Raw genomic sequence first — 21,899 nt, 5'->3', positions numbered from 1 at the left:
CCGCACGTCAGCGGGCGACGGGGTAGCCGGGTGCGACGGGGTAGCCGTGCCCGACGGGGTAGCCGTGCGTCCCGGCCCGGACCACCGGGGCGAGGTGTGGCCGCCAGCTGCCGAGCACCAGCGCGGACGGGTAGAACATCGGCTCCGGCAGCGCGTCCACCGGGAAGCGCTCCCAGCCGGCGCAGGCGTGCGGCTCGGTGACCACCGCCTCGGCCAGGCTGAACGGCGTGAGGACGGCGGCGGTCAGCCTCGGCCGTCCGAGCTCGTGGTCGAGGTGCACGGCGAGCACCCGCATCGCCTCGGCCGGCAGCACGATGCCGGTCTCCTCGGCGAGTTCGCGGGCCGCGGTCTGCTCGAAGGACTCGCCCGGGTCGACCTTGCCGCCGGGCAGGCTCCAGGTCGGCGGCTCACCGGCGGTGGTGCGCCGCCCGATCAGCACCCGGCCGTCCCCGGTGGGCACGATGATCCCGGCGCCGAGCACGGGGGCGGTGGTCACTTCGCCGTCATCTCCGTTCCGTGGCCGTCACGTCCGGTCCGTCGCATCTGCGCCGGATCCGCTCCGGTGGCTCACCAGTTGGCGGGCTTGTAGTCCTTGAGGAAGCAGCCGTACAGGTCCTCGCCGGCCTCGCCGCGCACGATCGGGTCGTACACCCGGGCCGCGCCGTCGACCAGGTCGAGCGGGGCGTGGAAGCCCTCGTCGGCGAGGCGCATCTTGTCGGGGTGCGGCCGCTCGTCGGTGATCCAGCCGGTGTCGACGGCGGTCATCAGGATGCCGTCGGACTCGAACATCTCCTGCGCGCTGGTGCGGGTGAGCATGTTCAGCGCGGCCTTGGCCATGTTGGTGTGCGGGTGGCCGGCGCCCTTGTAGCCGCGCTGGAACACGCCCTCCATGGCGGAGACGTTGACCACGTACTTGCGGCGGGACGCCGAGGCGGCCATCGCCGGGCGCAGCCGGCTGATCAGGATGAACGGCGCGGTGGAGTTGCAGAGTTGGACCTCCAGCAGCTCGACCGGGCCGACCTCGCTGACGGTCTGCACCCAGCTGTTGGTGGGCGCGAGGTCAGGTACCAGGCCGCCGGCGTCGATGGCGGTGCCGGCCGCGATCCGGGCGGGCGTGGCGGAGCCGGTGACCAGGGCGAGCGAGGTGACGTCCTCGGCGGCGATCCGCCGCTCCTCGCCGCTCGCCTGGTGGGGCAGCGCGGGCAGGTCGACGCTGCCGCTGTTAAAGCGGCCGATGGTGGTGGACTGCGGCAGCTCACCGGCCGGCAGCGGCGCGGACTCGGCGTTGACCAGCTCGCGGTAGGACTCCGGCGGGCGGCGCACCGTCTGCGCGGCGTTGTTGATCAGGATGTCCAGCGGGCCGTCGGCGGCGACCTCGTCGGCGAGGGCCATCACCTGGGCCGGGTCGCGCAGGTCGATGCCGATGATCTTGAGGCGGTGGATCCACTCGGCGCTGTCCGGCATCGCCTTGAAGCGGCGGATCGCGTCGCCCGGGAAGCGGGTGGTGATGGTGGTGTGGGCGCCGTCGCGCAGCAGCATCAGCGCGATGTACATCCCGATCTTCGCCCGGCCGCCGGTGAGCAGCGCGCGCTTGCCGGTGAGGTCGGCGCGGGCGTCCCGGCGGCCCCGGTTCAGGGCCGCGCAGGCCTGGCAGAGGTTGTGGTAGAACGCGTCGACCTCGGTGTACCGGCCCTTGCAGGTGTAGCAGGAGCGCGGCCGCTCCAGGATGCCGGCGATCTCGGCGGTGGTGACGGTGGTCAGGCCGAAGGCGCCCGCCGTCTCGTCGTCGATCCGGGTGGGCGCACCGGTGGCGGTGCGGGCGGTGACCGCGCGGTCATTGGCGGTCTTGCGGGCCCGGGTCTCCTGGCGGCGGCGCTGCTTGAGCGTCCGGAATATGCCGCCGACGGCCTTGCGGACGGTGATCGCGTCCGGGTGGTCGACGTGCAGCTCGTCCAGCTCGGCGAGTACCGCCAGGCAGAGCTCCAGGCGCTCGGGGTCGAGGCCCGGACCGTAGTCGATCTGCTCCTCGATGCCCTCGTCCTGACCCTGCTCGATGTCCGTCTGCCCGATGCCCACGCCTGGTGCCGCTTCCCGCTCGCCTCGCCGTTACCGCGTGAATGCTACGGGAGCGGCCACGACCGGGGCGAAAGACGGACGTGGGGGAGAGCCCTTGGATGATCCTCCATGTCTACGCGCGGAGCATTGATCACGGTTTGTGGACAGCCCCAGCGAAACCCCTCGAACTGGCTTTTGCCGCCACCCTCACGGAGAATCGAACGTTGGGTGCCGGGCGCCCGAGTGCGCCCCGGCGGCATCGCCGCAACCGCACCCGAGGTGTAATTTCTCCCAGCCAGAGAGCCCCCTTCATGCGCTTCCTGAACGACCTCAAGCCCTCGTACGACCTCACGTACGACGACGTCTTCATGGTCCCCAGCCGTTCCGCCGTGGGCTCCCGGCAGGGCGTGGACCTCTCCTCGAACGACGGCACCGGCACCACCATCCCGCTGGTCGTGGCCAACATGACCGCCATCGCCGGCCGCCGGATGGCCGAGACCGTCGCCCGCCGCGGCGGCCTGGTCGCCATCCCGCAGGACATCCCCACCGAGGTCATCGCCGAGGTCGTCTCCTGGGTCAAGCGGCGCCACCTGGTGTTCGACACCCCGATCACCCTCGCCCCGGGCGACACCGTCGCCGAGGCGCTCTCGCTGATCCCCAAGCGCGCGCACGGCGCCCTCGTCGTCGTGGAGGACGGCAAGCCGGTCGGCGTGGTCACCGAATCCGACTGCCAGGGCGTGGACCGCTTCACCAGCCTGGCCGACATCATGTCCCGCGACCTGCTGACGCTGGACGAGGGCATCGAGCCGCGTGCCGCGTTCGACAAGCTCACCGAGGCGCACCGCAAGCTCGCCCCGGTGGTCGACGCCGAGGGCCGCCTGGTCGGCATCCTCACCCGCAAGGGCGCCCTGCGCGCCACCCTGTACACCCCCGCCGTCGACGCGGACGGCAAGCTGCGGATCGCCGCCACCGTCGGCATCAACGGCGACGTCGCGGGCAAGGCCAAGGCCCTGATCGAGGCCGGCGCCGACGTGCTGGTGGTGGACACCGCGCACGGCCACCAGGAGAGCATGATCACCGCGCTCCGCGCGGTGCGCGGCCTGGACCCGCAGATCCCCATCGTGGCCGGCAACGTGGTCGCCGCCGCCGGTGTCCGCGACCTGGTCGAGGCGGGCGCCGACATCCTCAAGGTCGGTGTCGGCCCGGGCGCCATGTGCACCACCCGGATGATGACCGGCGTCGGCCGCCCGCAGTTCTCCGCCGTCCTGGAGTGCGCCGCCGAGGCGCGCCGGCTCGGCAAGCACGTGTGGGCCGACGGTGGCGTGCGGCACCCGCGCGACGTCGCGATGGCGCTGGCCGCCGGCGCCTCCAACGTGATGATCGGCTCCTGGTTCGCCGGGACCTACGAGTCCCCGGGCGACCTCCACACCGCCGCCGACGGCCGCCAGTACAAGGAGAGCTTCGGCATGGCCTCGGCCCGCGCGGTGAGCAACCGCACCGCCCAGGACTCCTCGTACGACCGGGCCCGCAAGGCGCTGTTCGAGGAGGGCATCTCGCACTCCCGGATGTTCCTCGACTCCGCCCGCCCGGGCGTCGAGGACCTGATCGACTCGATCGTGGCCGGTGTGCGCAGCTCGTGCACCTACGCGGGCGCCAACACCCTGGAGGAGTTCCGGGAGAAGGCGATCGTGGGCGTCCAGAGCGCGGCCGGCTACGCCGAGGGCAAGCCGCTGCACTCCAGCTGGGCCTGACCGCCCGGGTCGGTCCCGGGTCGGGGCTGATCGCCCGTCGTGGCCTGGCCATTCCTGGTGGTCTGACCGCCCTCCCTGGCCCGACCGCCCGCCCTGGCCCGACCGTCCGTCGGCGCTCCGGCGGATCCACCGGCCGGCCGGTTCCTCGCCTCGGGGAGCCGGCCGGCCGGTGCCGTTCCGGGGCCCACCGGCGCGCCACCCGGCCCGAGCGGGAGCAGCAGGGCGCGGCCGAGCAGCCCGACCGAGCAGTCCAGCGCGGCGGCGAAGGCCCGGGCCGCGCCCGGCAGGTGCCGCAGCTCCCAGAGCGCCCCGACGGCGGACCAGGCGCCCTCGCGGGCGGCCTCGACCGACCAGGCGCCGAGCAGGTGGGTGAGCGGTTCGGCGTACTCCAGCAGGTCGGGACCGGGCATCAGCTGCTCGCGGACGGCCGTCTCCACGTCGGCCAGCACCCCGTTGATCCGGTGGTAGTCCTCCTCGACGTCGGCCGGGCCGCAGCCCCGGTGATGACAGGTGTCCACGACGGCGAGCGGCAGGTCGTGCTGGATGTGGGCGCTCATCCCGGCCAGCGCGAACTGCAGCGGGTGCACGCCCGGGTGGGCGCGCAGGGCGAACAGCGGCCGCCAGCAGGCGGGCGGCTCCCGCCCGGCCGCGTCGGCGGCCACGGCCCGCAGGTACCGCCCGGCGAACACCGCGTCCAGCTCGGCCATCGCGGGCGGGTCCGCGAAGTACCCGGCGCCCAGCCGGTCGCGGACGGCCTCCGTCACGCCGAGGTAGAGCCGGTTGAAGACCGCCACCCCGTCGGCCGGGGGCAGCGCCGCCCCGATCTCCCGCAGCCGGCCGACCACCTCCTCGACCGTCGCCGCGTCAGCGGCCGTGGACTGGGGACGACCCACCGCGGTGTCGGGCATGCGCCACCCTCCGATGCCGGTCGTGCACTGATTGCCTGTGCACTGATCGCATCATCGTGACAGCGCCGCCGGACGCCCGGCGGGTCCGGCACACGGCCGAGGAGGTGACGGGGAGACGGCGGGCGCGGGCCGTCAGCCCAGCTCGTCCTTCAGCTCGTCCTTCAGCTCGTGCTCCAGCTCGTGCTCCGGCTCGTGGTCCGGCTCGGAATCCAGCTCGTACTCCAGGACGTAGGAGTGGGCGCCGGACTCGTCGACGGCCAGACGGAACTCCCCGGTGATCCCGGCCAGCTCGCCCGCCCCGGTGCCCGGCACCACGCGTATCGTCGTGCCGGTCGAGTCCCAGGCCGCGTGCTGGAGGACGAACGAGCCCTTGCGCCCGTCCACTTCACCCGTCACGTGCTCCACTGCGACGTATGACGCCGGGCTGCCGGACGGGCCGGCGACGGAGAGCATCCGCACCTCGCTCGTGCCGCTCAGGCCGCCCGCGAAGGTCTTGGCGATCCGGACCCGCCCGAAGGACGCGCCCGCCCGCTCCTCCGCCTCCACCGGCTCGAACGCCGTGAGCTCGAATGATCCGCTTGCCATGCTCCCCATGGCACTGTCCCCTCGTCGATCGTCGGCCGTGCTCCGGCGGCAGGCTCCCCGCCGACCGCAGACCGAGCCTTGCACACGCCACTGACACACCCGGACTGGGACAGCTCGCCCGACCGGCCTCCCGGCTTGCCTGGGCAGCTGGCCCGGGCCGCTCGGTCACAGCTCCCAGCGCACCGCCAGCACCGCCGCGTCGTCGGCCAGCCCGTCGTCCCCGACCCAGGCGCCGACGTCCGTCAGCACCGCGTCCAGCAGGTCCGCCGGGCTCCCGCCGTGCAGGCCGGGCAGCCGCTCCGCCAGCGGGTAGAACCGGCCCCCGGCGTCCCGGGCCTCCGAGACGCCGTCGGTGTGCAGGAGCAGCAGGTCGCCCGGCTCCGGGTCGAACGCCCGCGCCGGGTACTGGTCGCCGGTCAGCCCGAGCAGCCCCAGCGGCGGTGCCGCGAACGGGGGCTCCAGCTCGCTCACCCGGCCCGCCCGGCGCAGCAGCGGGGGCGGGTGGCCGCAGTTCACCACCCGCACCGGGCCCCGGTCCGGTGCCACGTCGAGCAGCAGCGCGGTGGCGAACCGGTCCTCGTCGGGGCGGGCCGTGAGCGCCGCGTCCAGCCGCTCCGCGAGCCGGCCGGGATCGGGCTCGGTCCGCGCCGCCTCCCGGAACACCCCGAGGACGTCCGCCGCCGTCTCCACCGCGGGCAGCCCGTGCCCCTGGACGTCCCCCAGCAGGATCCGCACCCCGAAGCGGGTCTCGACCACGGCGTACAGGTCCCCGCCGATCCGCGCCTCGGCCGCCGCCGCGACGTAGCGCACCGCCACCCGCAGCGGGCCGATCCGCTCGGGCAGCGGACGCAGCAGCGCACGCTGCGCCGCCTCGGCCACCGTCCGGACCTGGAACAGCTGCCGCTCGCGGGCCGCCACCAGGACGACGCTGGCGGCGCTGGCCAGGGTCGCGGCCAGGACGGTCACCGGCACGCTGATCCGGACGGAGAGCGGCAGCTGCGCGTTGGCCGACTCCAGCAGCCCGACCGCGATCAGCGCCGCCGCGCCGACCAGCAGCGGCACCCGGGCCTGCCGGGTGGTCGCCCCGGCGAGGACGGGGGCCACCGCCAGCAGCGGCGCCAGCGTGGCCCCCGGGCCGATGGCCAGCGCGGCCACCACGGCGGCGACCAGCAGCAGGAGCGAGCCGTACAGCAGCATCCGGGTCCGTCGGGGCAGGTGCAGCGGCGGCACCCCGTCCGGGCCGTCGGCGGTCACGCGTCCTCCAGTGGTCCGTCGGCCCCGGATCGTCCGAGCCCGACTGGTGTCCGGCGAGATGGTCGGATGCCCCCGGCGGAGCGAGGGCCTTCGACCCACTCTCCCCGCCCCGCCCCGGGTCAGCACCTCGGCCGCCCGCGGGACCGGCGGCGGCGCGCACTACGCTGGGCCGGGACATGAGACGCAAGAGCCGCCGTCCGGCCTCCCCCCTCCCGCAGCGCCACGGCGTGGACCCGGTGCACCTGCGGCTGCCGCCCGAAGGCCCCTGGCTGACCGTCCGGGACCACCTGCTCGAACGGCTGCCCGCCGTCCCGGCCGAGCGGATCGACGCGGCGCTGCGCGACCGCGAGATCGTCGGCGAGCAAGGCCCGATCGCTCCGGACGAACCGTTCCGCCCCGGCGCGCACCTGTGGTTCCACCGGGACCTCCCGGACGAGGTGCGCGTCCCGTTCGAGCTGGTCGTGCTGCACCGCGACGAGCACCTGGTGGTCGTCGACAAGCCGCACTTCCTGGCCACCACCCCGCGCGGCAAGCACGTCACCGAGACGGCCCTCTCCCGGCTGCGGCACGCCCTCGACCTGCCCGCCCTGAGCCCCGCGCACCGCCTGGACCGGCTCACCGCGGGCCTGGCCATGTTCGTGGTGCGCCCCGAGGAGCGCGGGGCCTACCAGACGCTCTTCCGGGACCGCCTGGTGCGCAAGGAGTACCAGGCGGTCGCCGGGTACGACCCGGAGCTGAGCCTGCCGCGCACCGTGCGCAGCCACATCGTCAAGGAACGCGGCGTGATCGCCGCGCAGGAGCTCGACGCGCCCCCGAACAGCGAGAGCCGGATCGAGCTGCTGGAGCGCCGCGACGGCCACGGCCGCTACCGGCTGCGCCCGCTGAGCGGACGCACCCACCAGCTGCGGCTGCACATGAGCGGCCTCGGGCTGCCGATCCTCGGCGACCCGCTGTACCCGGTGGTACTGCCCGAGCCCGCCCCGGACGACTTCCGCCGCCCGCTGCAACTGCTCGCCTCGGTGGTCGAGTTCACCGACCCGCTGACCGGCCGCGACCGCCGCTTCGAGACCCGCCGCACCCTGGCCTCCTGGAGCGACCCGCAGAGCTGGGCCGAAGGCTCCGGCGCCGGGTCCTAGGACGGTCCGCCGGTCCAGGACGAACGTCCCAGCCGGTCCTGGTCCCGGCGGCCGATCCGCCGCCCGCCCCGGCGGCGCGATCGTTGCGGCATGAACGCAGCACAGCGCACCGCCGTACCGCACCCCGCACCGCACTCCGCCCCCGTCGCCCTGGTCACCGGCGCCTCCCGGGGCCTCGGCCTCGCCCTCGCGCACGCCCTCGCCGCCGACGGCTGGCAACTGGTGATCACCGCCCGCGGCGCCGCCGACCTCGCCGCCGCCGAGGCGGAGCTGGCCGCCACCGCCAAGGCCGCCACCGCCAGGGCCGCCACCGCCAAGGTCGTCGCCCTGCCCGGCAGCATCGTCGACGACGACCACCGCGCCCGCCTGGCCGAGGCCGCCGAGCGCCTCGGCGGCGCGAGCCTGCTGGTCAACAACGCCGGCACGCTCAACGGCGCCCCCGCCCCCGGCTCGCCGCCGCTGCCCCGGCTGGCCGACCACCCGCTGCCGGACCTGCTGGAGACCTTCGAGGTCAACGCGCTCGCCCCGATCGCCCTCACCCAGCTCATCCTGCCGCAGTTGCGCGCCCACGCCGGCGCCGTCCTCAACATCAGCTCCGACGCCGCCGTGGTGCCCTACGTCGGCTGGGGCGGCTACGGCGCCAGCAAGGCCGCGCTCGACCTCGCCACCGCCGTCCTCGCCCGGGAGGAGCCGGAGCTGCGGATCTGGGCGGTCGACCCGGGCAGCATGCGCACCCGGATGCTGCAGGAGGCCTGCCCCGGTGAGGACATCTCCGGGGAGCCGCTGCCCGAGCAGGTGGCGCCCGTCCTGCTCGGCCTGCTGCGGGACGGCGCCCCGTCCGGCCGCTACCGGGCCGGGGACCTGGCCGCCCGGGCCGTCGACCGGTCCGACCGTGCCGACCGGGCCGACCGGGCCGCGGACCCGACCGTCCCGACCGCCTCGACCGTCCCAACCGCCTCGACCGTCCCCGCCGTGGACGGGGGTGGCCGATGACCGCACTCACCGAGCTCGGCCTCGACCCCACCGTCCCGCCCGAACTCTCCGCCCGCGCACCGGCGGAGGCCCGCGGCACCGCCCGGGACGGCGTACGGATGCTGGTCGGGCGCCGCGCCACCGGCGGTGTCGAACACCGCCGCTTCACCGACCTGCCCGGGGTGCTCCGACCGGGAGACCTCCTGGTGGTCAACAACTCGGCCACCCTCCCGGCCGCGCTGCCCGGCGCGCTGCCCGACGGCACGCCCGTCGCGCTGCACCTCTCCTCCGCCCAGCCGGACCAACACGGCTCTCACCTGGTCGAGTTGCGCCGGGTGGTGCCGGGGGAGGCGGCGGCGTACTACCCGCCGGAGGAGTCCCCGGCCCGCGCGGGACTGCGGGTCTCGCTGCCCGCCGGCGGCTCCGCGGTGCTGACCCGGGCCTTCACCGCGCGGCTCTGGTGCGCCGAACTCAACCTGCCTTCACCGCTGTTCCCGTACCTGGCGCGGTACGGCCGGGCGATCCGGTACGGCTACGTGGACCGCGAGTGGCCGATCGAGGCCTACCAGACGGTCTTCGCCACCGTTCCGGGAAGCAGCGAAATGCCCAGCGCGGCACGCCCGTTCAGCGCCGAGGTGGTGGCCCGGCTGGCTGGCCGGGGCGTGCTCGTCGCACCGGTCACCCTGCACACCGGGGTGGCCTCGCCCGAGGTGCACGAGGCGCCGTACGCCGAGCGCTTCCACGTCCCGGCTGCCACGGCGCGCCTGGCCGGACACGTCCGGGCCGAGGGCGGCCGGGTGATCGCCGTCGGCACCACCGTGGTCCGCGCCCTGGAGTCCGCCGTCGCCCCGGACGGCACCCTCCAGGAGGCCGACGGCTGGACGGAGTTGGTCATCACCCCGGAGCGCGGCGTGCGCGCCGTGGACGGCCTGCTCACCGGCTGGCACGAACCCCGCGCCTCCCACCTCCTGATGCTCGCCGCCGTCGCCGGCCGTCCCCTCCTGGCCGCCTGCTACCGCGCCGCCGTCCGGCACCGCTATCTCTGGCACGAGTTCGGCGACGTCAACCTCCTCCTGCCGGACTGATCGGGGCTGTCGCTGCTCAGCTGTTCACATGGCCGTTCAGGTGGCCGTTCATGCGGTCGGCGAGACTCCCGGGGGCAGCTCCAGCTCGAACCAGACCACCTTGCCGTCGCCGGTCCGGCGGCTGCCCCAGCGGTGCGCGAGCTCGTTGACGAGGTGGATGCCGCGCCCGCCCTCGTCCTCGGTGCGGGCACGGCGGATCCGGGGCGCCTCGGACTCCTGGTCGGCGACCTCGACGGTGAGCACCCGGTTGCAGAACAGCCGCAGCTGGGTGGGGGATCCGGCGTGCACGAGGGCGTTGGTGATCAGCTCGCTGGTGAGCAGTTCGGCCCAGTCGGCGAGCGCGTCGAGCCCCCAGGAGTCCAGGGTCTCGCGGGTGAAGCGGCGCGAGTGCGCGACCATCGCGCGGTCACCGGTGAGCGGCAGGGTGGCGATCCGGTCCGCGCCGTACGGGCGCACCTGCGCCATGATGACGGCGATGTCGTCCTCGCTGGTGCGGCCGGTGAGCCGGGCCAGGACGGCGTCGCAGGTCTGCTCCAGCGAGCCGCGCCGGTCGGCGACCGTCTGGCAGAGCAACTGCAGCCCCTCGTCGAGGTCGTGGCCCCGGCGCTCGACCAGCCCGTCGGTGTAGAGCGTCAGGATGCCCTCCTCGGGGAGGGTGAACTCCGCGCTCTCGAAGGGGACTCCGCCGACGCCGAGCGGTGTGCCGGTGGGCAGTTCGATCAGCCGGGCGTGCCCTTCGGTGTCGGCGACCACGGGCGGCAGGTGGCCGGCGCTGGCCGCGGTGCAGCGGCGGTCCACCGGGTCGTAGACCACGCAGACGCAGGTCGCGAACTGGCCCTCGCCGACGGCGGTGGTGGCCTCGTCCAGCCGGTACAGGACGCGGGCCGGGTCCAGGTCGAGGGTAATCAACGTCCGCGCCGCCGTGCGCAGTTGCCCCATGGTCGCGGCGGCGCGGATGCCGTGGCCCATCACGTCGCCGACGATCAGGGCGACTCGCCCGGAGGACAGCGGGACGACGTCGAACCAGTCGCCGCCGACCTCGCTGACGACGCTGCTGGGCTGGTAGCGGTAGGCGATCTCCAGGCCGAGGGTGCGGTGCACCTCCTGCGGCAGCAGGCTGCGCTGCAGCATGAGCGCGGTGTCCCGCTCGCGGCGGTAGAGCCGGCCGTTGTCGATCGCGAGCGCGGTGCGGGCGGCCAGTTCCTCGGCGAGTGAGCGGTCCGCCGGGCCGAACGGCGCCGGGTTGCGGGTACGGACGAACTCCGCCCCGCCGAGCACGTGTCCGCGCGCGACCAGCGGCACCATCAGGTAGGAGTGCACCCCGGCGGCGAGGCTGGGCTCCACCCGGTCGGGAGCCGCGACGATCCGGCGCAGCTTCTCCTCCGTCACCTCGGACACCAGGATCGAGCGCCGGGTGCGCAGGCTCTGCGCGTACACCTCGGCGGACTGGGAGGTCTCCCCCATCTGGTCGGCCGCGCCCGTCATGCTGCCGTCCGAGGCCGCCTCGCCGACCGCCACCGCCCGCATCAGCACCGGCCCCTCGGCCGGGACGGGCCCGGGCTCCTCGCCGCTGAGCACCGCGTCGCGCAGGTCCACGGTGACGAAGTCGGCGAAGCGCGGGATCACCACCTCCACCAACTCCCGTGCGGTGCGGTGCAGATCGAGCGTGGTGCCGATCCGGTTGCTGGCTTCGTTCAGCAGCGACAGCCGCTGCTGGGCCTCCCAGGCCTCGTCCAGTGCCCGCTGCCGGGCGGCGGCCGCGTCGCGCTCCCGGGTGAACAGCAGCGCGTTGTCGATCGAGACGGCCGCCCGCACCGCCAACTCCCCGGCCAGCGCGACGTCGTCGTCCTCGTACGGGTGCTCGGCGAGCGTGCGGTAGAAACCCGCGACGCCGACCGGGGTGCCGCGCGCGATCAGCGGGACCACCATGAACGAGCGCACGTTCTGCTCCCGGACGGCGGCGGTGCGCACCGGGTCGTCGGCGAACCAGGCCAAGCCCTGCTCGTCCATCCGCGGCACCAGCACCGGCTTGCGGTGCGCCAGGCTCCACGCGTACGGCGAACCGGGCCGGAAGCGGTGCACGTTGCCGGTGCGGGCGATCGGCTCCAGGGTCGAGCCGTGCACCGAGTGGAAGGCCATCCGCCGCAGCAGCGCCGAACCGTCCGCCGGCGCGCGGGCCTCGCGCTCGCCGCGGACCAGCTCCTCCAGCACCTCCACCACCACCGTGTCGGCCAGCCTGGGCGTCGCCACCTCGGCCAACTCCTTCGCGGTCTGGGCGAGATCGAGCGTCGTGCCGATCCGGGTGGACGCCACGTTGACCAGCGCCAGGCGCTCCTGCGCCGCCTTCGCCTCGCGCAGCGCCTGCTGGCGGGCCAGTACGGTCTGGTGCTGGCGCAGGTACAGCCGGGCGTTGTCGATCGCGACGGCGGCCCGGGAGGCCAGCTCGTCGCCGAGCGTGATGTCGGCCTCCGCGAAGGACTCGCGCTCGCCGCGCCGCGAGTACACCACCATGCCGAGCGTGGTGCCGCGCGCCACCAGCGGGGTGATCCGCACCGAGCGCGGCCGGTCGCCCAGGTAGGCCTGCCGGCGGCTCTCGTTGAGTCCCTCGCTCAGCATCGGCAGCTCCCAGGACGGCACCACCACCGTCCGCCCGGTGCTCAGCGCGCGGCCGTACGGCGAATCCGCCGGCAGCTCGTACACGGCGTCGACCGGCAGCGCGTCGGCCGGGTAGAGCGGGTCGTCGGTGGCCAGCGCCAGACGGCGCACCAGCTGCGGGGCGTCCGGAGCGGGCGGCTCGACAGTGCGGCCGGCCACCAGCGCCTCCAGCGCGAACACCCCGCTGATGTCCGCGACGCTGGGCACCATGGCGTCGGCCAGCTCCCGGGCGGTCTGCCGCAGGTCGAGCGTGGTGCCGATCGAGGCGGTCGCGTCGACCAGCAGGGCCAGCCGCTCCTGGGCGCGGGCCGCCCGGGCGTCGGCCCGGAAGCGCTCGGTGATGTCGATGACGGTCGCGCTCACCCCGAGGACCCGGCCGCTGCGGTCCTCCAACCGGAAGTAGGAGGCCGACCAGGCGTGGTCGTGCTGCGGATCGCCCGGGGTGCGGCCGTGCGAGCGGGTGTCCACCACCGGCTCGCCGCTCGCCAGCACCTGGCGCATCACCGCCTCCGACTCGGCGCCGTTGAGCCCGGGCAGCACCTCGGTGAGCCGGTGGCCCAGGTGCTGCTCGGCGGTCAGGCCGTTCGCCCGCGCCAGCGCCTCGTTCAGCCGGACGAAGCGCAGGTCGGTGTCGTACACCGCCATGCCGACCGGGGACTGCGTGAAGAACCCGTCCAGGACGGCCAGGTCCGCCTGGATCCGGCGCAGCGTGGTCACCTCGGAGGCGACGGCCAGCACCATCGGAGCGCCGTCCGGACCCTGGATCGGGTGGGTGCGGAACTCCAGGTTCACCAGGTGCCCGTCGCGGTGGCGCACCGGGAACACGCCCGTCCACGGCAGGCCCTCCAGGATCTGCTGGAACAGCTGCAGCACCTCGGGCCGCTCGTCGTCGGACGTCAGCAGCTTGGCCGCCTTGGCCCCGACCGCGTCTTCCGCACGGTGACCGAGCAGTGCCTCCGCGTCGCTGCTCCAGTGCAGGATCCGCCCGTCGGCGGCGATCAGCGCCGTCGCGATCGGCACCATCAGCAGGGCGTCCTGCCGCGGCTGCCCCTCGCGCTGCGCGTTGTGGTTCACCATGGCCAGAGAACCGTCCCAGATGCGTCCGGAGATCGTTCCCACCAGCCCTGCCATCTTCGCACGCGGCCCCGGGCGGCCGCTCACCGTGGCAGCAGCCGCTCCAGGCAGAACTCCGCCGACCGGCCGGGCTCGACCCGCCGGGACTGCACCGGGTACCGCCCGCGGCAGCTCGACGATCAGCACCGGCGGCCGGAGGAATTTCCGCTTCTCGGCCGGCCACCCGACCAGCAGCGGCTCCCCGCTCAGCCCCAGCACGTCCCCGTGCGTCTCGTCCAGCCAGGCCTGCCGGTTGGGAGGTGTGGGGCCGGTGCGCGGTGCGTGGGTAGTCGATCGGGCCGACTTCCCGTGCGTCACCGCTTTCCGTGCGTCACCGCTTTCCGTGCGTCACCGCTTCCCGTGCGTCACCGTACGGCGGCGGGTTCCTGGCCGGGCTGCGGTCCCGTTTCCGCAGCCGTCTCCGCCGCCGCTTCCGTGCGCGCTTCGGCGGTGCGGGCGGCGAGGGCGAGCAGGGCGCCGATCAGGCAGAGGGCGGCGGCGACCAGGACGGCCCGGTCGGTGCCCGCCGCCAACGCCCTGGCCGTCTCGGCCCCGGGTGCGCCCGGGCGGGCGGAGCCGGCGACGGCGACGGTGACCGCCACGCCGAGCGCCGAACCGACGTAGCGGAACGTGTTGTTGGCACCCGAGCCCATCGCGGCCCGGTGCGCCGGGACGCTGCCGACCGCCATCCGGGCGAGGGCCGCGTTGAGCACCCCGCTGCCGATGCCCGCGACGGCGAGCCCCGGCGCCAGCCGCAGCCAGGCCGAGCCGGGCTCCAGCCCGTGCAGGCCCAGCTCGCCGACGCCGCAGACCAGCAACCCGAGCGCGACCTGCCCGGCGGCGGACAGGTGCGCCGCCAGCCGCCGGGCCTGCAGGGCGGACACCACCGACAGGCCCGACCACAGGGCCAGCACGCCGCCCGCCGCGAGCCCGGACAGGCCGAGCACGGCCTGGAGCAGGGTGGGCAGGTAGCTCATGAAGCCGACCAGCGACAGCCCGGTGAACAGCGCCCCGCCGGTGGCCGCGAGGAAGCCGGGGCTGCGGAACAGCGCGAGGTCCAGCATCGGCTCCCGCACCCTCGCCTCCACCACGGCGAACGCCGCGAGCAGTACCAAGCCGCCCCCCAGCAGCGCCACCACCGTCGGCCGCGCCCAACCGTCGCGGCCCTCGGCCAGCCCGGCGATCAGACAGGAGGTCCCGGCGGCGAGCGTGAGCACCCCGTACGGGTCGAGTGCTCGCGCCCGCTCGGCCCGCGACTCGGTGAGGAGGACGGCGGCAGCGACGGCGATGACCGCCGAGACCCCCGCGATCCCGCCACTGACCGCGCGCCACCCGGCCCACTGCTGGACCAGCGCGCCGTACACCGGCCCGATCGCGATGCCGAGGCCGACGGCGGCGCCCCAGATGCCGAGCGCCCGGATCCGCTCGGGCCCGGGCGGGTGGGCGTGGCTGATCAGGCCGAGTGCCGGTGCCAGGACGGCCGCCGAGGCGAGCCCCAGCAGCACCCGGGCGGCCAGGTAGACGGCGCCGCCGGGGGCCAGCGCGGCCAGGGCCTCGGCGGCGGCGAACAGCACGACGCCGAAGGTGAAGACGCGTTTGCGGCCGTGGTCGTCGGCCGCACTCCCGGCGGTGAGCAGCAGGGCGGAGATTCCGACGAGGGTGCCGGTCAGGATCCAGGTGCGGCCGGTGGCGCCCAGGTGTGCGGCCTGGGCGGTGGCGGCGAGTGAGGCGGTGGGGGCGGTATAGGCCACGGTGGTGAGGGCGGTGGCGGCCGCGGTGGTCGCCAGCGTGGCACCTGGGCGGAGAGGCCGGGTCGGGGCGACGGGGGCGGAGTCGGGTAGTGCGGGCGGCATGGGTGTTCCCTCCGGGACTGGACCGGGCGACCGGGCGACCGGGCGACCGGGCGGGCCGGACTCGGGGGCCCGGCCTCCGACCAAGGGTCTGGTGAATGAACCTTCAGCTCGGGTGGCACGCTACCACCATCAGTCTGTTCATTGAACCCTCTGGAGGCGTCGACTAGGCTGGCAGCCATGGCCCTGGGAACCGACTACGAACTGCAGGACTGCGCATTGGCCCGCGCCCTGGAGGTGGTCGGCGAGCGCTGGAGCCTGCTGATCGTGCGCGACGCCTTCTACGGCGTGCAGCGCTTCAACGACTTCCTCACCCACCTCGGCATCCCGCGCGCGGTACTCACCGCACGGCTCAACGCCCTGGTCGCGGCCGGGGTGCTGCGCAAGGAGCCGTACCAGTGGGCGCCGCTGCGCCACGGCTACCTGCTCACCGAAACGGGACTCGAACTCTGGGGCCCGCTCTACCAGTTGAGCCGGTGGGGCGGCCGGCACGCGACCCAGGACGGCCCGCACCACCTCTTCGCACACACCGCCTGCGGCGCCGACCTGGACCTCGTCGGCGGCTGCCCGACGTGCGGCGGCACGCCCGTCCCGCCGACCGAGGTGGTCATGCGTCCCAACCCGGCCCGCACCGGCAGCCGCCGCGAGGACCCGGTCTCCCTCGCCCTGGTCCGCCCGCACCCGCTGCTCGAACCGATCGCCTCGGCGGCCGCGCCCGCCTGACCCGGCTCGCGCCCGCCCGCCTGACCCGGCCGCGCCTCCGGCCCCGCCCCGCGCCTGCGCCCGCACGCCGGCGAGGCCGCCGACAGGCTGTCGGCGGCCTCGCCCACGGGCCGGACGGCACCCGCGGGTCGACGGTCAGGCGTGGAACCGAACCTCCGGATCGGCGGCGGTCGGACCGTCGAACAGCGGCTGCGCGACGCCCTTCAGCTGCAGGTCGAAGAAGGCGCCGACGTACTGGCGGGTGAGCTGGACGGCGCGCCCGCTCGCGATGGCGGGCTCGGGGTCCTGAGGGATGCCGAGCCCGTCGAAGAACAGCGGGAAGTCCGTGAAGCTGCTGTGGTTGGTGCCGTCCACGGTCAGCCAGCGCTTCCAGCCGTCGAGGTTGGGCCAGCTGTTGGCCCAACTGCTGTCCTCGGCGCCGTCGTCCAACGGGTGGCCCATCATCAGGAGCGGCTTGCCGCCGATCCCGGCGGCGGGCACCAGGACGTCCATGGTGCCGTCCAGGTCCACGCCGGCCGTGATCCGGCCGTCGGTCAGCAACGCCGGGACGGTGGCCGCGCCACCGGCCGAGTGCCCGGCCATGCCGATCCGGTCGCGGTCGATCAGGCGGGCGTAGCGCCAGGCCGGGTGCGGGCGGTCGGTCAGCCGGTCGATGACGAAGGAGACGTCCTTCGCCCGGCTCTCGTCCACGGCGGCCCAGTCCTTGGGCCTGCCGCACATCACGCAGGGCAGCGTCTGCCCGTCGGGGAAGGTGGTACCGGTGTTCTCGTACGTGTGGTCGACCAGCGCGACGACGTACCCGCGACTGGTCAGGTCCTCGGCGAGGCTGGTCAGCGAGGTCCGCGGCATGGTGAAGCCGGGCGACAGCACCACGAGCGGGTAGTGGCCGCCCTGGGGGCGCGCGCCGGACTCCGCCCAGGTCCGGGTGCCGGCCACCGCCTCGGTCGGGATGGTGTTGCCCGGCAGCTTCCCGTCCAGCAGGGCGCGGGCCGCCCCGTCGGTCATGTACGGCGCCGGGCGGCCCGTTCCGGCGTGCGCGGGGTAGTACATCGAGACCATCAGCTGGCGCGGCCCGGCGGAGGGCACCCACGGGTCCGGCCGGTTCCGGTCCACCAGGTGCAGGATCTCCTGCCCGACCGCGTACGGGCCGGTCGGGCGCGGGAGCTGGACGCGGACGGCGGCCGGGTCGCTCGTCGGGTCGGTCGTCGGGTCGGTCGTCGGGTCGGTCGTCGGGTCGGTCGTCGAGGCGCTGGCGAGTGCGGTGGAACCGGTCGACGAGGGCGCTGCCAGGGCCGGCGCGGCGACGGCGACGGACAGCGGCAGTGCGAGCAGCAGGGCGGCCGCGGCAGCGGTGGTGCGAAGTCGGCTCATGTCAGCGACGGTAGGTCGCGGGCAGCGGAACTGACGTCCACTCAGAGGCGTACTGGTCCCCTCCGGGAAGGACCGGCCGCGCCCCTTAGGGGTCTGCCGGCCACCGTCCGGTCAGCCGGGGGTGGCGGCCCGGAGTTCCTCCAGGAAGTCCGCTGCCGCCGACGCGTTGGACACCGGAAGGGTGAGCGGCAGACCCGCCGAATGGGTCCGGATCTCCAACTCGCCGAAGCCGGACGCCCGGACCGACGCCACCTCCGCCCACCGGTAGGCCTCGGTCGCGGCGAGCGGGTGCGGCGGCCGGTGGAGCAGCCCGCCGGCCGTCACCGTGAGCCGCCCCCGGGCGAACCGGACGCCACCCTCGCTGCGCAGCGTGTCGTGGAGGCCGGCCCGCAGCCCGGGGGACAGGCGCTCCTCCAACTCCCGGATCAGGCCGCCCAGCCCACCCGACCCGCGCAGATGCCGCAGCACCACCGGCTCTGCCGCGCCGGCCGGCCATATTCGCCCCTGTTCGCCCTCCCCGCGCCGCCCACCGGGGGAGTACTCGGTGGCCTCCACCGCACTCCACGGCAGCGAGCGCTCGCCGCCGCCGGCCGCGACCAGCACCAGGCCGCCCTCGTGGACCCGCACGGCCCGCAGTCCGGGCACCGGCCGCAGCCGGCCGAACCCGCTCGCGACGACCACCGCGACGGCCCCCACCACGGGCGCGGGCCACCACTCGCCGAGCGCCAGACAGACCGCCATCGCGACGGCCGCCGTGCACACGCCCAGCCACGCCAGCGCCCGTCGGGGCACTGGCCGGAACCGCCGGTACACCCGGACCGGCGGCCCGAGCCGGTCGACCGGCCGGGCCGGGCTGCTCGGTCCGGCCGGGTCGACCGCCCGTGCCCGCGTCGGCGACCACGCCACCGCCACGTCGGCCCCCTTTCACTCGGCGACTCCGCAATCGGAACCGCAGCTGCCGGACCTCAGCATCGACCGTCCGCCGCCTTCGGCAACAGTGCCAATCGGCAGGTTTTGGCCCGAAAAGACCCTGCCATCATCGCGCCCCGCCCGGACTCCGCCGTCGCCGGGGGCAACCGCGACCAGAGCAGACCGCCGCCCGCCCGCCAGGCCGACTGCTGGCTCCACCACCACCGCTCGCCGCCGCCCGCCTCGCCCCGCATCCCTTCCCCTTCCCGCCCTCACCCCGTCGTCGCGAAGTCCTTCTGCAGCCTGCGCAGCAGCGCCGTGCCGGCCGGATCGGCCGACCGGCGGGTGTTGGCCAGCACGACGACCCCCACCTGCTTCTCCGGGTCGAAGGCCACGAACGATCGGAACCCGCCGGTGCCGCCGTTGTGCCAGATCTGCAGGTGGCCACCCTGCTGGGTGTGCAGCCGGTGGCCGAGCCAGCCCAGGTGCATCCAGGCGAACGGGTTGACCCGGTGCCTGGTCTCCCGGGTGAGTGTGATCGCGGGCGCCAGCGGCGCGTCCGGCTCGCGGCCGGCGGCCAACTGCGCCCGCAGGAGTATCGCGAGGTCGGCGGCCGTCGACCGGAGCGCGCCCATGCCGGGTATGGCCGCCAAGTCCCAGTACGGCACCGGCCGTCCGCCCGTGGTGTGCCCGTGCGCCAGCCGGCCGGACTGCTCCGCGTCCGACCGCACGTGGGTGTCCGTCAGCGCCAGTGGCCCGCAGACCTCGCGCGCCACCAACTCCTCGTACCCGGTGCCGCTCCGGTGCGCGAGGGCCAAGCCGAGCAGCCCGGCGCCGAGGTTGGAGTAGCGGAAGCCGCGCCCGGGTACGGTCCGCAGTTTCGTCCGGGCGAGCCCGTCCAGTACGTACCCGGCGGTGCAACCGGCGTACGGATCGGGATCGTTGGGCCTCAGCAGTGCTTTCGCCAGCATGCCCCGGGGCAGTCGGGGGAGCCCGGAGGAGTGCGTGGCCAGGTGCCGCAGCGTGATCTGCTGCCCGCCCCTGGTGGGGACGACGGCAGGATGGCTCCGAGCTCCGGCGAGCACCTCGGCCAGCGGCTCGTCGAGCCGGACCGCGCCGTCCAGCGCGAGCCGCGCGAGCGCCAGCGAGGTGAACACCTTGGTGACGGAACCGACTTCGAACAGCGTGTCCGGCCCGGGCACACCGCCCCCCGGCCCGGTCCGCCCGACACCGTGGATCTCCGTGGCACCGCCGGCCAGCCCGACGACCACCGCGCCGACGTGCCGGTCGGCGAGCCGGTCGGCCGTGTCCTGCACGACGCGCGCGAGTTCGTTCATGACGGTGAGCCTAGGCGCTCCGACCTGCCAGTTCGTCAGCCTGGAAAAGGATTTCGGCAGCTCCCGATGCTCCCACAGGAGTACGTCCGGCTGCGCCCGGCACGGTAGGTCCCGAGGGGCAGGGCTCGGGCGGCGGCACGGGACGGGAGGACGAGGCAGGGCACCCGCTCACCCCTCCAGCGCCGCCCGCAGCCGGGCCGCGACCTCGGCCGCCCCCGCCTCGTCCGGGTACTTCCCCCGTGGCCAGAAGAACCCGCGCAGCCCGTCCTTGGGATTGCGCGGCACCACGTGGACGTGCAGGTGCGGCACCGACTGGCTGATCCGGTTGTTCGCGGCCACGAAGCTGCCCGCCGCGCCCAGCCCCCGTTCGACGGCCGCCGCCACCCGCTGCACCCGGAGGAAGAACGGCCCCACCTGGTCCGCCGGCAGGTCCGCCAGGGTCCGGTGGTGGGAGCGCGGGACGACCAGGACGTGCCCGGGGAACAGTGGCCGGCGGTCCAGGAAGGCCACGGCCGCCTCGTCGTCCAGCACCCGGTGCGCGGGCTCCCGGCCCGCCACCACCGCACAGAAGACGCAGTCCACCCGTCCATTCAAGCCACCCGCGGCCCTCCCGGCACCCCGGCGCAGCGCCGGCCCCTGCCCAGCGCCGCCGACCCGCGCAACGCCGAGGACCCGCTCAGCGCCGCCGCCTCACTCGTACCGGTACAGCAGGGACTCCCGCTCGCTCTGCTCGATCATCTCGATGGTCAGCGAGTCGTCCCGCAGGTGCGAGAGCGTGACCTCCGCCGAAGTCGGCTGCGCGTCCTTGGCGAGCCAGTTCTCCGGCTTCCACGCCGAGGAGCGCAGGAAGGACTTCGGGCAGTGCGCGTACACCTCCTCGACCGCGACCACGATCGCGCTGCGCGGCGGCTTGCCGACGGCGGTCAGCTGCCGCAGCAGCTCCGGGTCGGTGGAGACGCAGGCCCGCCCGTTGACGCGCAGCGTGGTGTCCCGGCCGGGGACGACGAAGAGCAGGCCGACCCGGCCGTTCTCCAGGATGTTGTGCAGGGTGTCCAAGCGCTTGTTGCCGGTGGCGTCCGGTATGGCCAGCGTGTACTGGTCGAGCACCGAGGCCAGGCCGGCGGGGCCGCCGCGCGGTGAGACGTCGCAGCGCCCGGCGGCGTCGGTGCTGGCGACGAACACCAGCGGGGAGCAGGCGATCAGGCGCTGGGCGACCTCGTGCAGGTGGCCGACCTGCTTGCGGCGCGCGTGGTCACCGGGCTGCTCGTAGATCTCCCGCAGCTGGGCGGGATCGGTCAGGGATCCCGCGCTGAGGGCGTCGAACAGGCGGCCCGGCCGGTCCGGGCCGGTGCTTGACGGAACGACAGTTTCCGGTGTGGTGGTCATACCGGAAATCTAGCGGAGGGCCCTCGGCGCCCCTCCGGTCGGCCGACTCGGAGCCTTCCGCAGAAGCTCCGCCGTACCCCTCGCCACCAGCAGTTTTCCGCTCATAATGGGGCCATGGACCGGACTCCAGCCGGGCGGAGGTAGTGGTCGTGATCGTCAGAATCTGGGCCGGGCAGGTCCTGGCAGGCCGCATCGAGGAGTTCTGCGCGCACCTGAGCGACCAGGTGATCCCGCAGCTGGGGCGGACGGACGGCTGCCTCGGCGGCGAGCTGCTGCGCTCGGTGACCGAGGACGGGCACCACGTGCTGGTGGTGAGCCGCTGGCGGGACGAGGAGGCCCTGCTCGGCTACGCCGGGCCGATGTGGCGGATCCGGCCGGTCTGGTCGGAGGGCGAGCTGCGGTACCTCGCGCATCCCCCGCAGGTCAGCCACTTCCTGCAGGTCTCCGCACCCGCCACGCTCTGAACCCGGTCGCCGCTCGTCGACGGACGGCCGTCGCCCTTACGCGGACGGCAGCGGACAGCAGCACTCCGCCGCGCATTCCCCGCAAGTCCGTGAAACAGGCCACAGCGAAAGGCTCTCCCTGCCCTTGCGCCGACCGTGGCAGAATGACGGCAACAGCAGTGACGTTCAGCGCACTCCGGGGTCGGTGAAAATCCGAACCGGCGGTTACAGTCCGCGACCCGTCCGCAGCCAGCGGCCGGTTGACCAGGTGAAATTCCTGGACCGACGGTTAAAGTCCGGATGGGAGGCGTGCGCGGGCGGACGAAGAGCAGTACCCGTGGTCCATCACTACCGGACCGGACCACG

Annotated in this window: 17 protein-coding genes, 1 pseudogene and 1 riboswitch; of the genes and pseudogenes, 6 read left to right on the top strand and 12 right to left on the bottom strand. The window is 74.6% G+C overall.

The window, feature by feature from the left end; genetic code table 11:
• Nucleotides 1-7 precede the first annotated feature (7 nt).
• Nucleotides 8-496 (bottom strand): nucleotide triphosphate diphosphatase NUDT15, encoded by a 489-nt coding sequence (locus AC0B61_RS25115; RefSeq protein ID WP_471742985.1) that lies wholly within the window; start codon nucleotides 494-496, stop codon nucleotides 8-10.
• A gap of 71 nt (nucleotides 497-567) precedes the next feature.
• Nucleotides 568-2,070, bottom strand: coding sequence for an SDR family NAD(P)-dependent oxidoreductase (locus tag AC0B61_RS25110; RefSeq protein ID WP_471743049.1), 1,503 nt, complete (start codon nucleotides 2,068-2,070; stop codon nucleotides 568-570).
• A gap of 296 nt (nucleotides 2,071-2,366) precedes the next feature.
• Between AC0B61_RS25110 and AC0B61_RS25105 the strand changes: the two genes are divergently transcribed.
• On the top strand, nucleotides 2,367-3,806 hold the full coding sequence (locus AC0B61_RS25105) for a GuaB1 family IMP dehydrogenase-related protein (protein ID WP_471742984.1): 1,440 nt from the start codon (nucleotides 2,367-2,369) through the stop codon (nucleotides 3,804-3,806).
• A 206-nt stretch (nucleotides 3,807-4,012) separates the two neighbouring features.
• Here AC0B61_RS25105 and AC0B61_RS25100 read toward each other — a convergent pair.
• The 3 genes and pseudogenes from AC0B61_RS25100 to AC0B61_RS25090 form a co-directional block, all read right to left on the bottom strand.
• Nucleotides 4,013-4,714, bottom strand: a pseudogene (locus AC0B61_RS25100) (DUF5995 family protein); the annotation flags it as partial.
• Between the two features lie 132 nt (nucleotides 4,715-4,846).
• Complete coding sequence (locus AC0B61_RS25095; RefSeq protein ID WP_471742983.1) at nucleotides 4,847-5,299, bottom strand: DUF3224 domain-containing protein; 453 nt, start codon at nucleotides 5,297-5,299, stop codon at nucleotides 4,847-4,849.
• 165 nt (nucleotides 5,300-5,464) lie between these two features.
• A complete protein-coding gene (locus tag AC0B61_RS25090) occupies nucleotides 5,465-6,553 on the bottom strand; it encodes a PP2C family protein-serine/threonine phosphatase (protein WP_471742982.1) in 1,089 nt (362 codons plus the stop codon).
• A gap of 176 nt (nucleotides 6,554-6,729) precedes the next feature.
• On the opposite strand from AC0B61_RS25090, the gene AC0B61_RS25085 reads away from it, so the two are divergent.
• From AC0B61_RS25085 to AC0B61_RS25075, 3 genes are all read left to right on the top strand, one after another.
• Nucleotides 6,730-7,689, top strand: a complete 960-nt coding sequence (locus AC0B61_RS25085; protein WP_471742981.1) for a pseudouridine synthase — start codon at nucleotides 6,730-6,732, stop codon at nucleotides 7,687-7,689.
• A gap of 90 nt (nucleotides 7,690-7,779) precedes the next feature.
• Nucleotides 7,780-8,682 (top strand): SDR family NAD(P)-dependent oxidoreductase, encoded by a 903-nt coding sequence (locus AC0B61_RS25080; RefSeq protein WP_471742980.1) that lies wholly within the window; start codon nucleotides 7,780-7,782, stop codon nucleotides 8,680-8,682.
• Nucleotides 8,679-9,746 (top strand): S-adenosylmethionine:tRNA ribosyltransferase-isomerase, encoded by a 1,068-nt coding sequence (locus AC0B61_RS25075; protein WP_471742979.1) that lies wholly within the window; start codon nucleotides 8,679-8,681, stop codon nucleotides 9,744-9,746. The genes AC0B61_RS25080 and AC0B61_RS25075 overlap by 4 nt, the downstream gene beginning before the upstream one ends.
• Before the next feature lie 48 nt (nucleotides 9,747-9,794).
• On the opposite strand, the gene AC0B61_RS25070 is transcribed toward AC0B61_RS25075, so the two are convergent.
• Together AC0B61_RS25070 and AC0B61_RS25065 are read right to left on the bottom strand one after the other, a co-directional pair.
• Nucleotides 9,795-13,478, bottom strand: coding sequence for a SpoIIE family protein phosphatase (locus AC0B61_RS25070; RefSeq protein ID WP_471742978.1), 3,684 nt, complete (start codon nucleotides 13,476-13,478; stop codon nucleotides 9,795-9,797).
• 401 nt (nucleotides 13,479-13,879) lie between these two features.
• On the bottom strand, nucleotides 13,880-15,367 hold the full coding sequence (locus AC0B61_RS25065) for an MFS transporter (RefSeq protein WP_471742977.1): 1,488 nt from the start codon (nucleotides 15,365-15,367) through the stop codon (nucleotides 13,880-13,882).
• A 177-nt stretch (nucleotides 15,368-15,544) separates the two neighbouring features.
• On the opposite strand from AC0B61_RS25065, the gene AC0B61_RS25060 reads away from it, so the two are divergent.
• Nucleotides 15,545-16,087 carry a winged helix-turn-helix transcriptional regulator gene (locus tag AC0B61_RS25060; protein WP_471742976.1) on the top strand — a complete coding sequence of 181 codons (543 nt, stop codon included), beginning with the start codon at nucleotides 15,545-15,547 and terminating at the stop codon, nucleotides 16,085-16,087.
• A gap of 135 nt (nucleotides 16,088-16,222) precedes the next feature.
• Here AC0B61_RS25060 and AC0B61_RS25055 read toward each other — a convergent pair whose 3' ends face one another.
• The 5 genes from AC0B61_RS25055 to AC0B61_RS25035 all read right to left on the bottom strand — a co-directional run bounded on the left by AC0B61_RS25055 (nucleotide 16,223) and on the right by AC0B61_RS25035 (nucleotide 21,090).
• Entirely contained in the window at nucleotides 16,223-17,458 is a 1,236-nt protein-coding gene (locus AC0B61_RS25055) for an alpha/beta hydrolase family protein (protein ID WP_471742975.1), read from the bottom strand.
• 111 nt (nucleotides 17,459-17,569) lie between these two features.
• Nucleotides 17,570-18,370 carry a hypothetical protein gene (locus AC0B61_RS25050; RefSeq protein ID WP_471742974.1) on the bottom strand — a complete coding sequence of 267 codons (801 nt, stop codon included), beginning with the start codon at nucleotides 18,368-18,370 and terminating at the stop codon, nucleotides 17,570-17,572.
• A gap of 269 nt (nucleotides 18,371-18,639) precedes the next feature.
• Nucleotides 18,640-19,704, bottom strand: a complete 1,065-nt coding sequence (locus AC0B61_RS25045; RefSeq protein WP_471742973.1) for a serine hydrolase domain-containing protein — start codon at nucleotides 19,702-19,704, stop codon at nucleotides 18,640-18,642.
• A 168-nt stretch (nucleotides 19,705-19,872) separates the two neighbouring features.
• Nucleotides 19,873-20,286: an HIT family protein gene (locus AC0B61_RS25040; RefSeq protein WP_471742972.1), complete on the bottom strand. Its 414-nt coding sequence runs from the start codon at nucleotides 20,284-20,286 to the stop codon at nucleotides 19,873-19,875.
• Between the two features lie 108 nt (nucleotides 20,287-20,394).
• Nucleotides 20,395-21,090, bottom strand: a complete 696-nt coding sequence (locus AC0B61_RS25035) for an MSMEG_1061 family FMN-dependent PPOX-type flavoprotein (protein ID WP_471742971.1) — start codon at nucleotides 21,088-21,090, stop codon at nucleotides 20,395-20,397.
• Between the two features lie 149 nt (nucleotides 21,091-21,239).
• Between AC0B61_RS25035 and AC0B61_RS25030 the strand changes: the two genes are divergently transcribed.
• Nucleotides 21,240-21,554 carry an antibiotic biosynthesis monooxygenase family protein gene (locus tag AC0B61_RS25030; protein ID WP_471742970.1) on the top strand — a complete coding sequence of 105 codons (315 nt, stop codon included), beginning with the start codon at nucleotides 21,240-21,242 and terminating at the stop codon, nucleotides 21,552-21,554.
• Nucleotides 21,555-21,721: 167 nt separating this feature from the next.
• Nucleotides 21,722-21,849: riboswitch (FMN riboswitch) on the top strand.
• The last annotated feature ends 50 nt before the right edge of the window (nucleotides 21,850-21,899 follow it).

It is taken from the genome of Kitasatospora sp. NPDC023385 (genome assembly GCF_055664045.1).
This window is presented reverse-complemented; position numbering and strand designations above follow the sequence as displayed.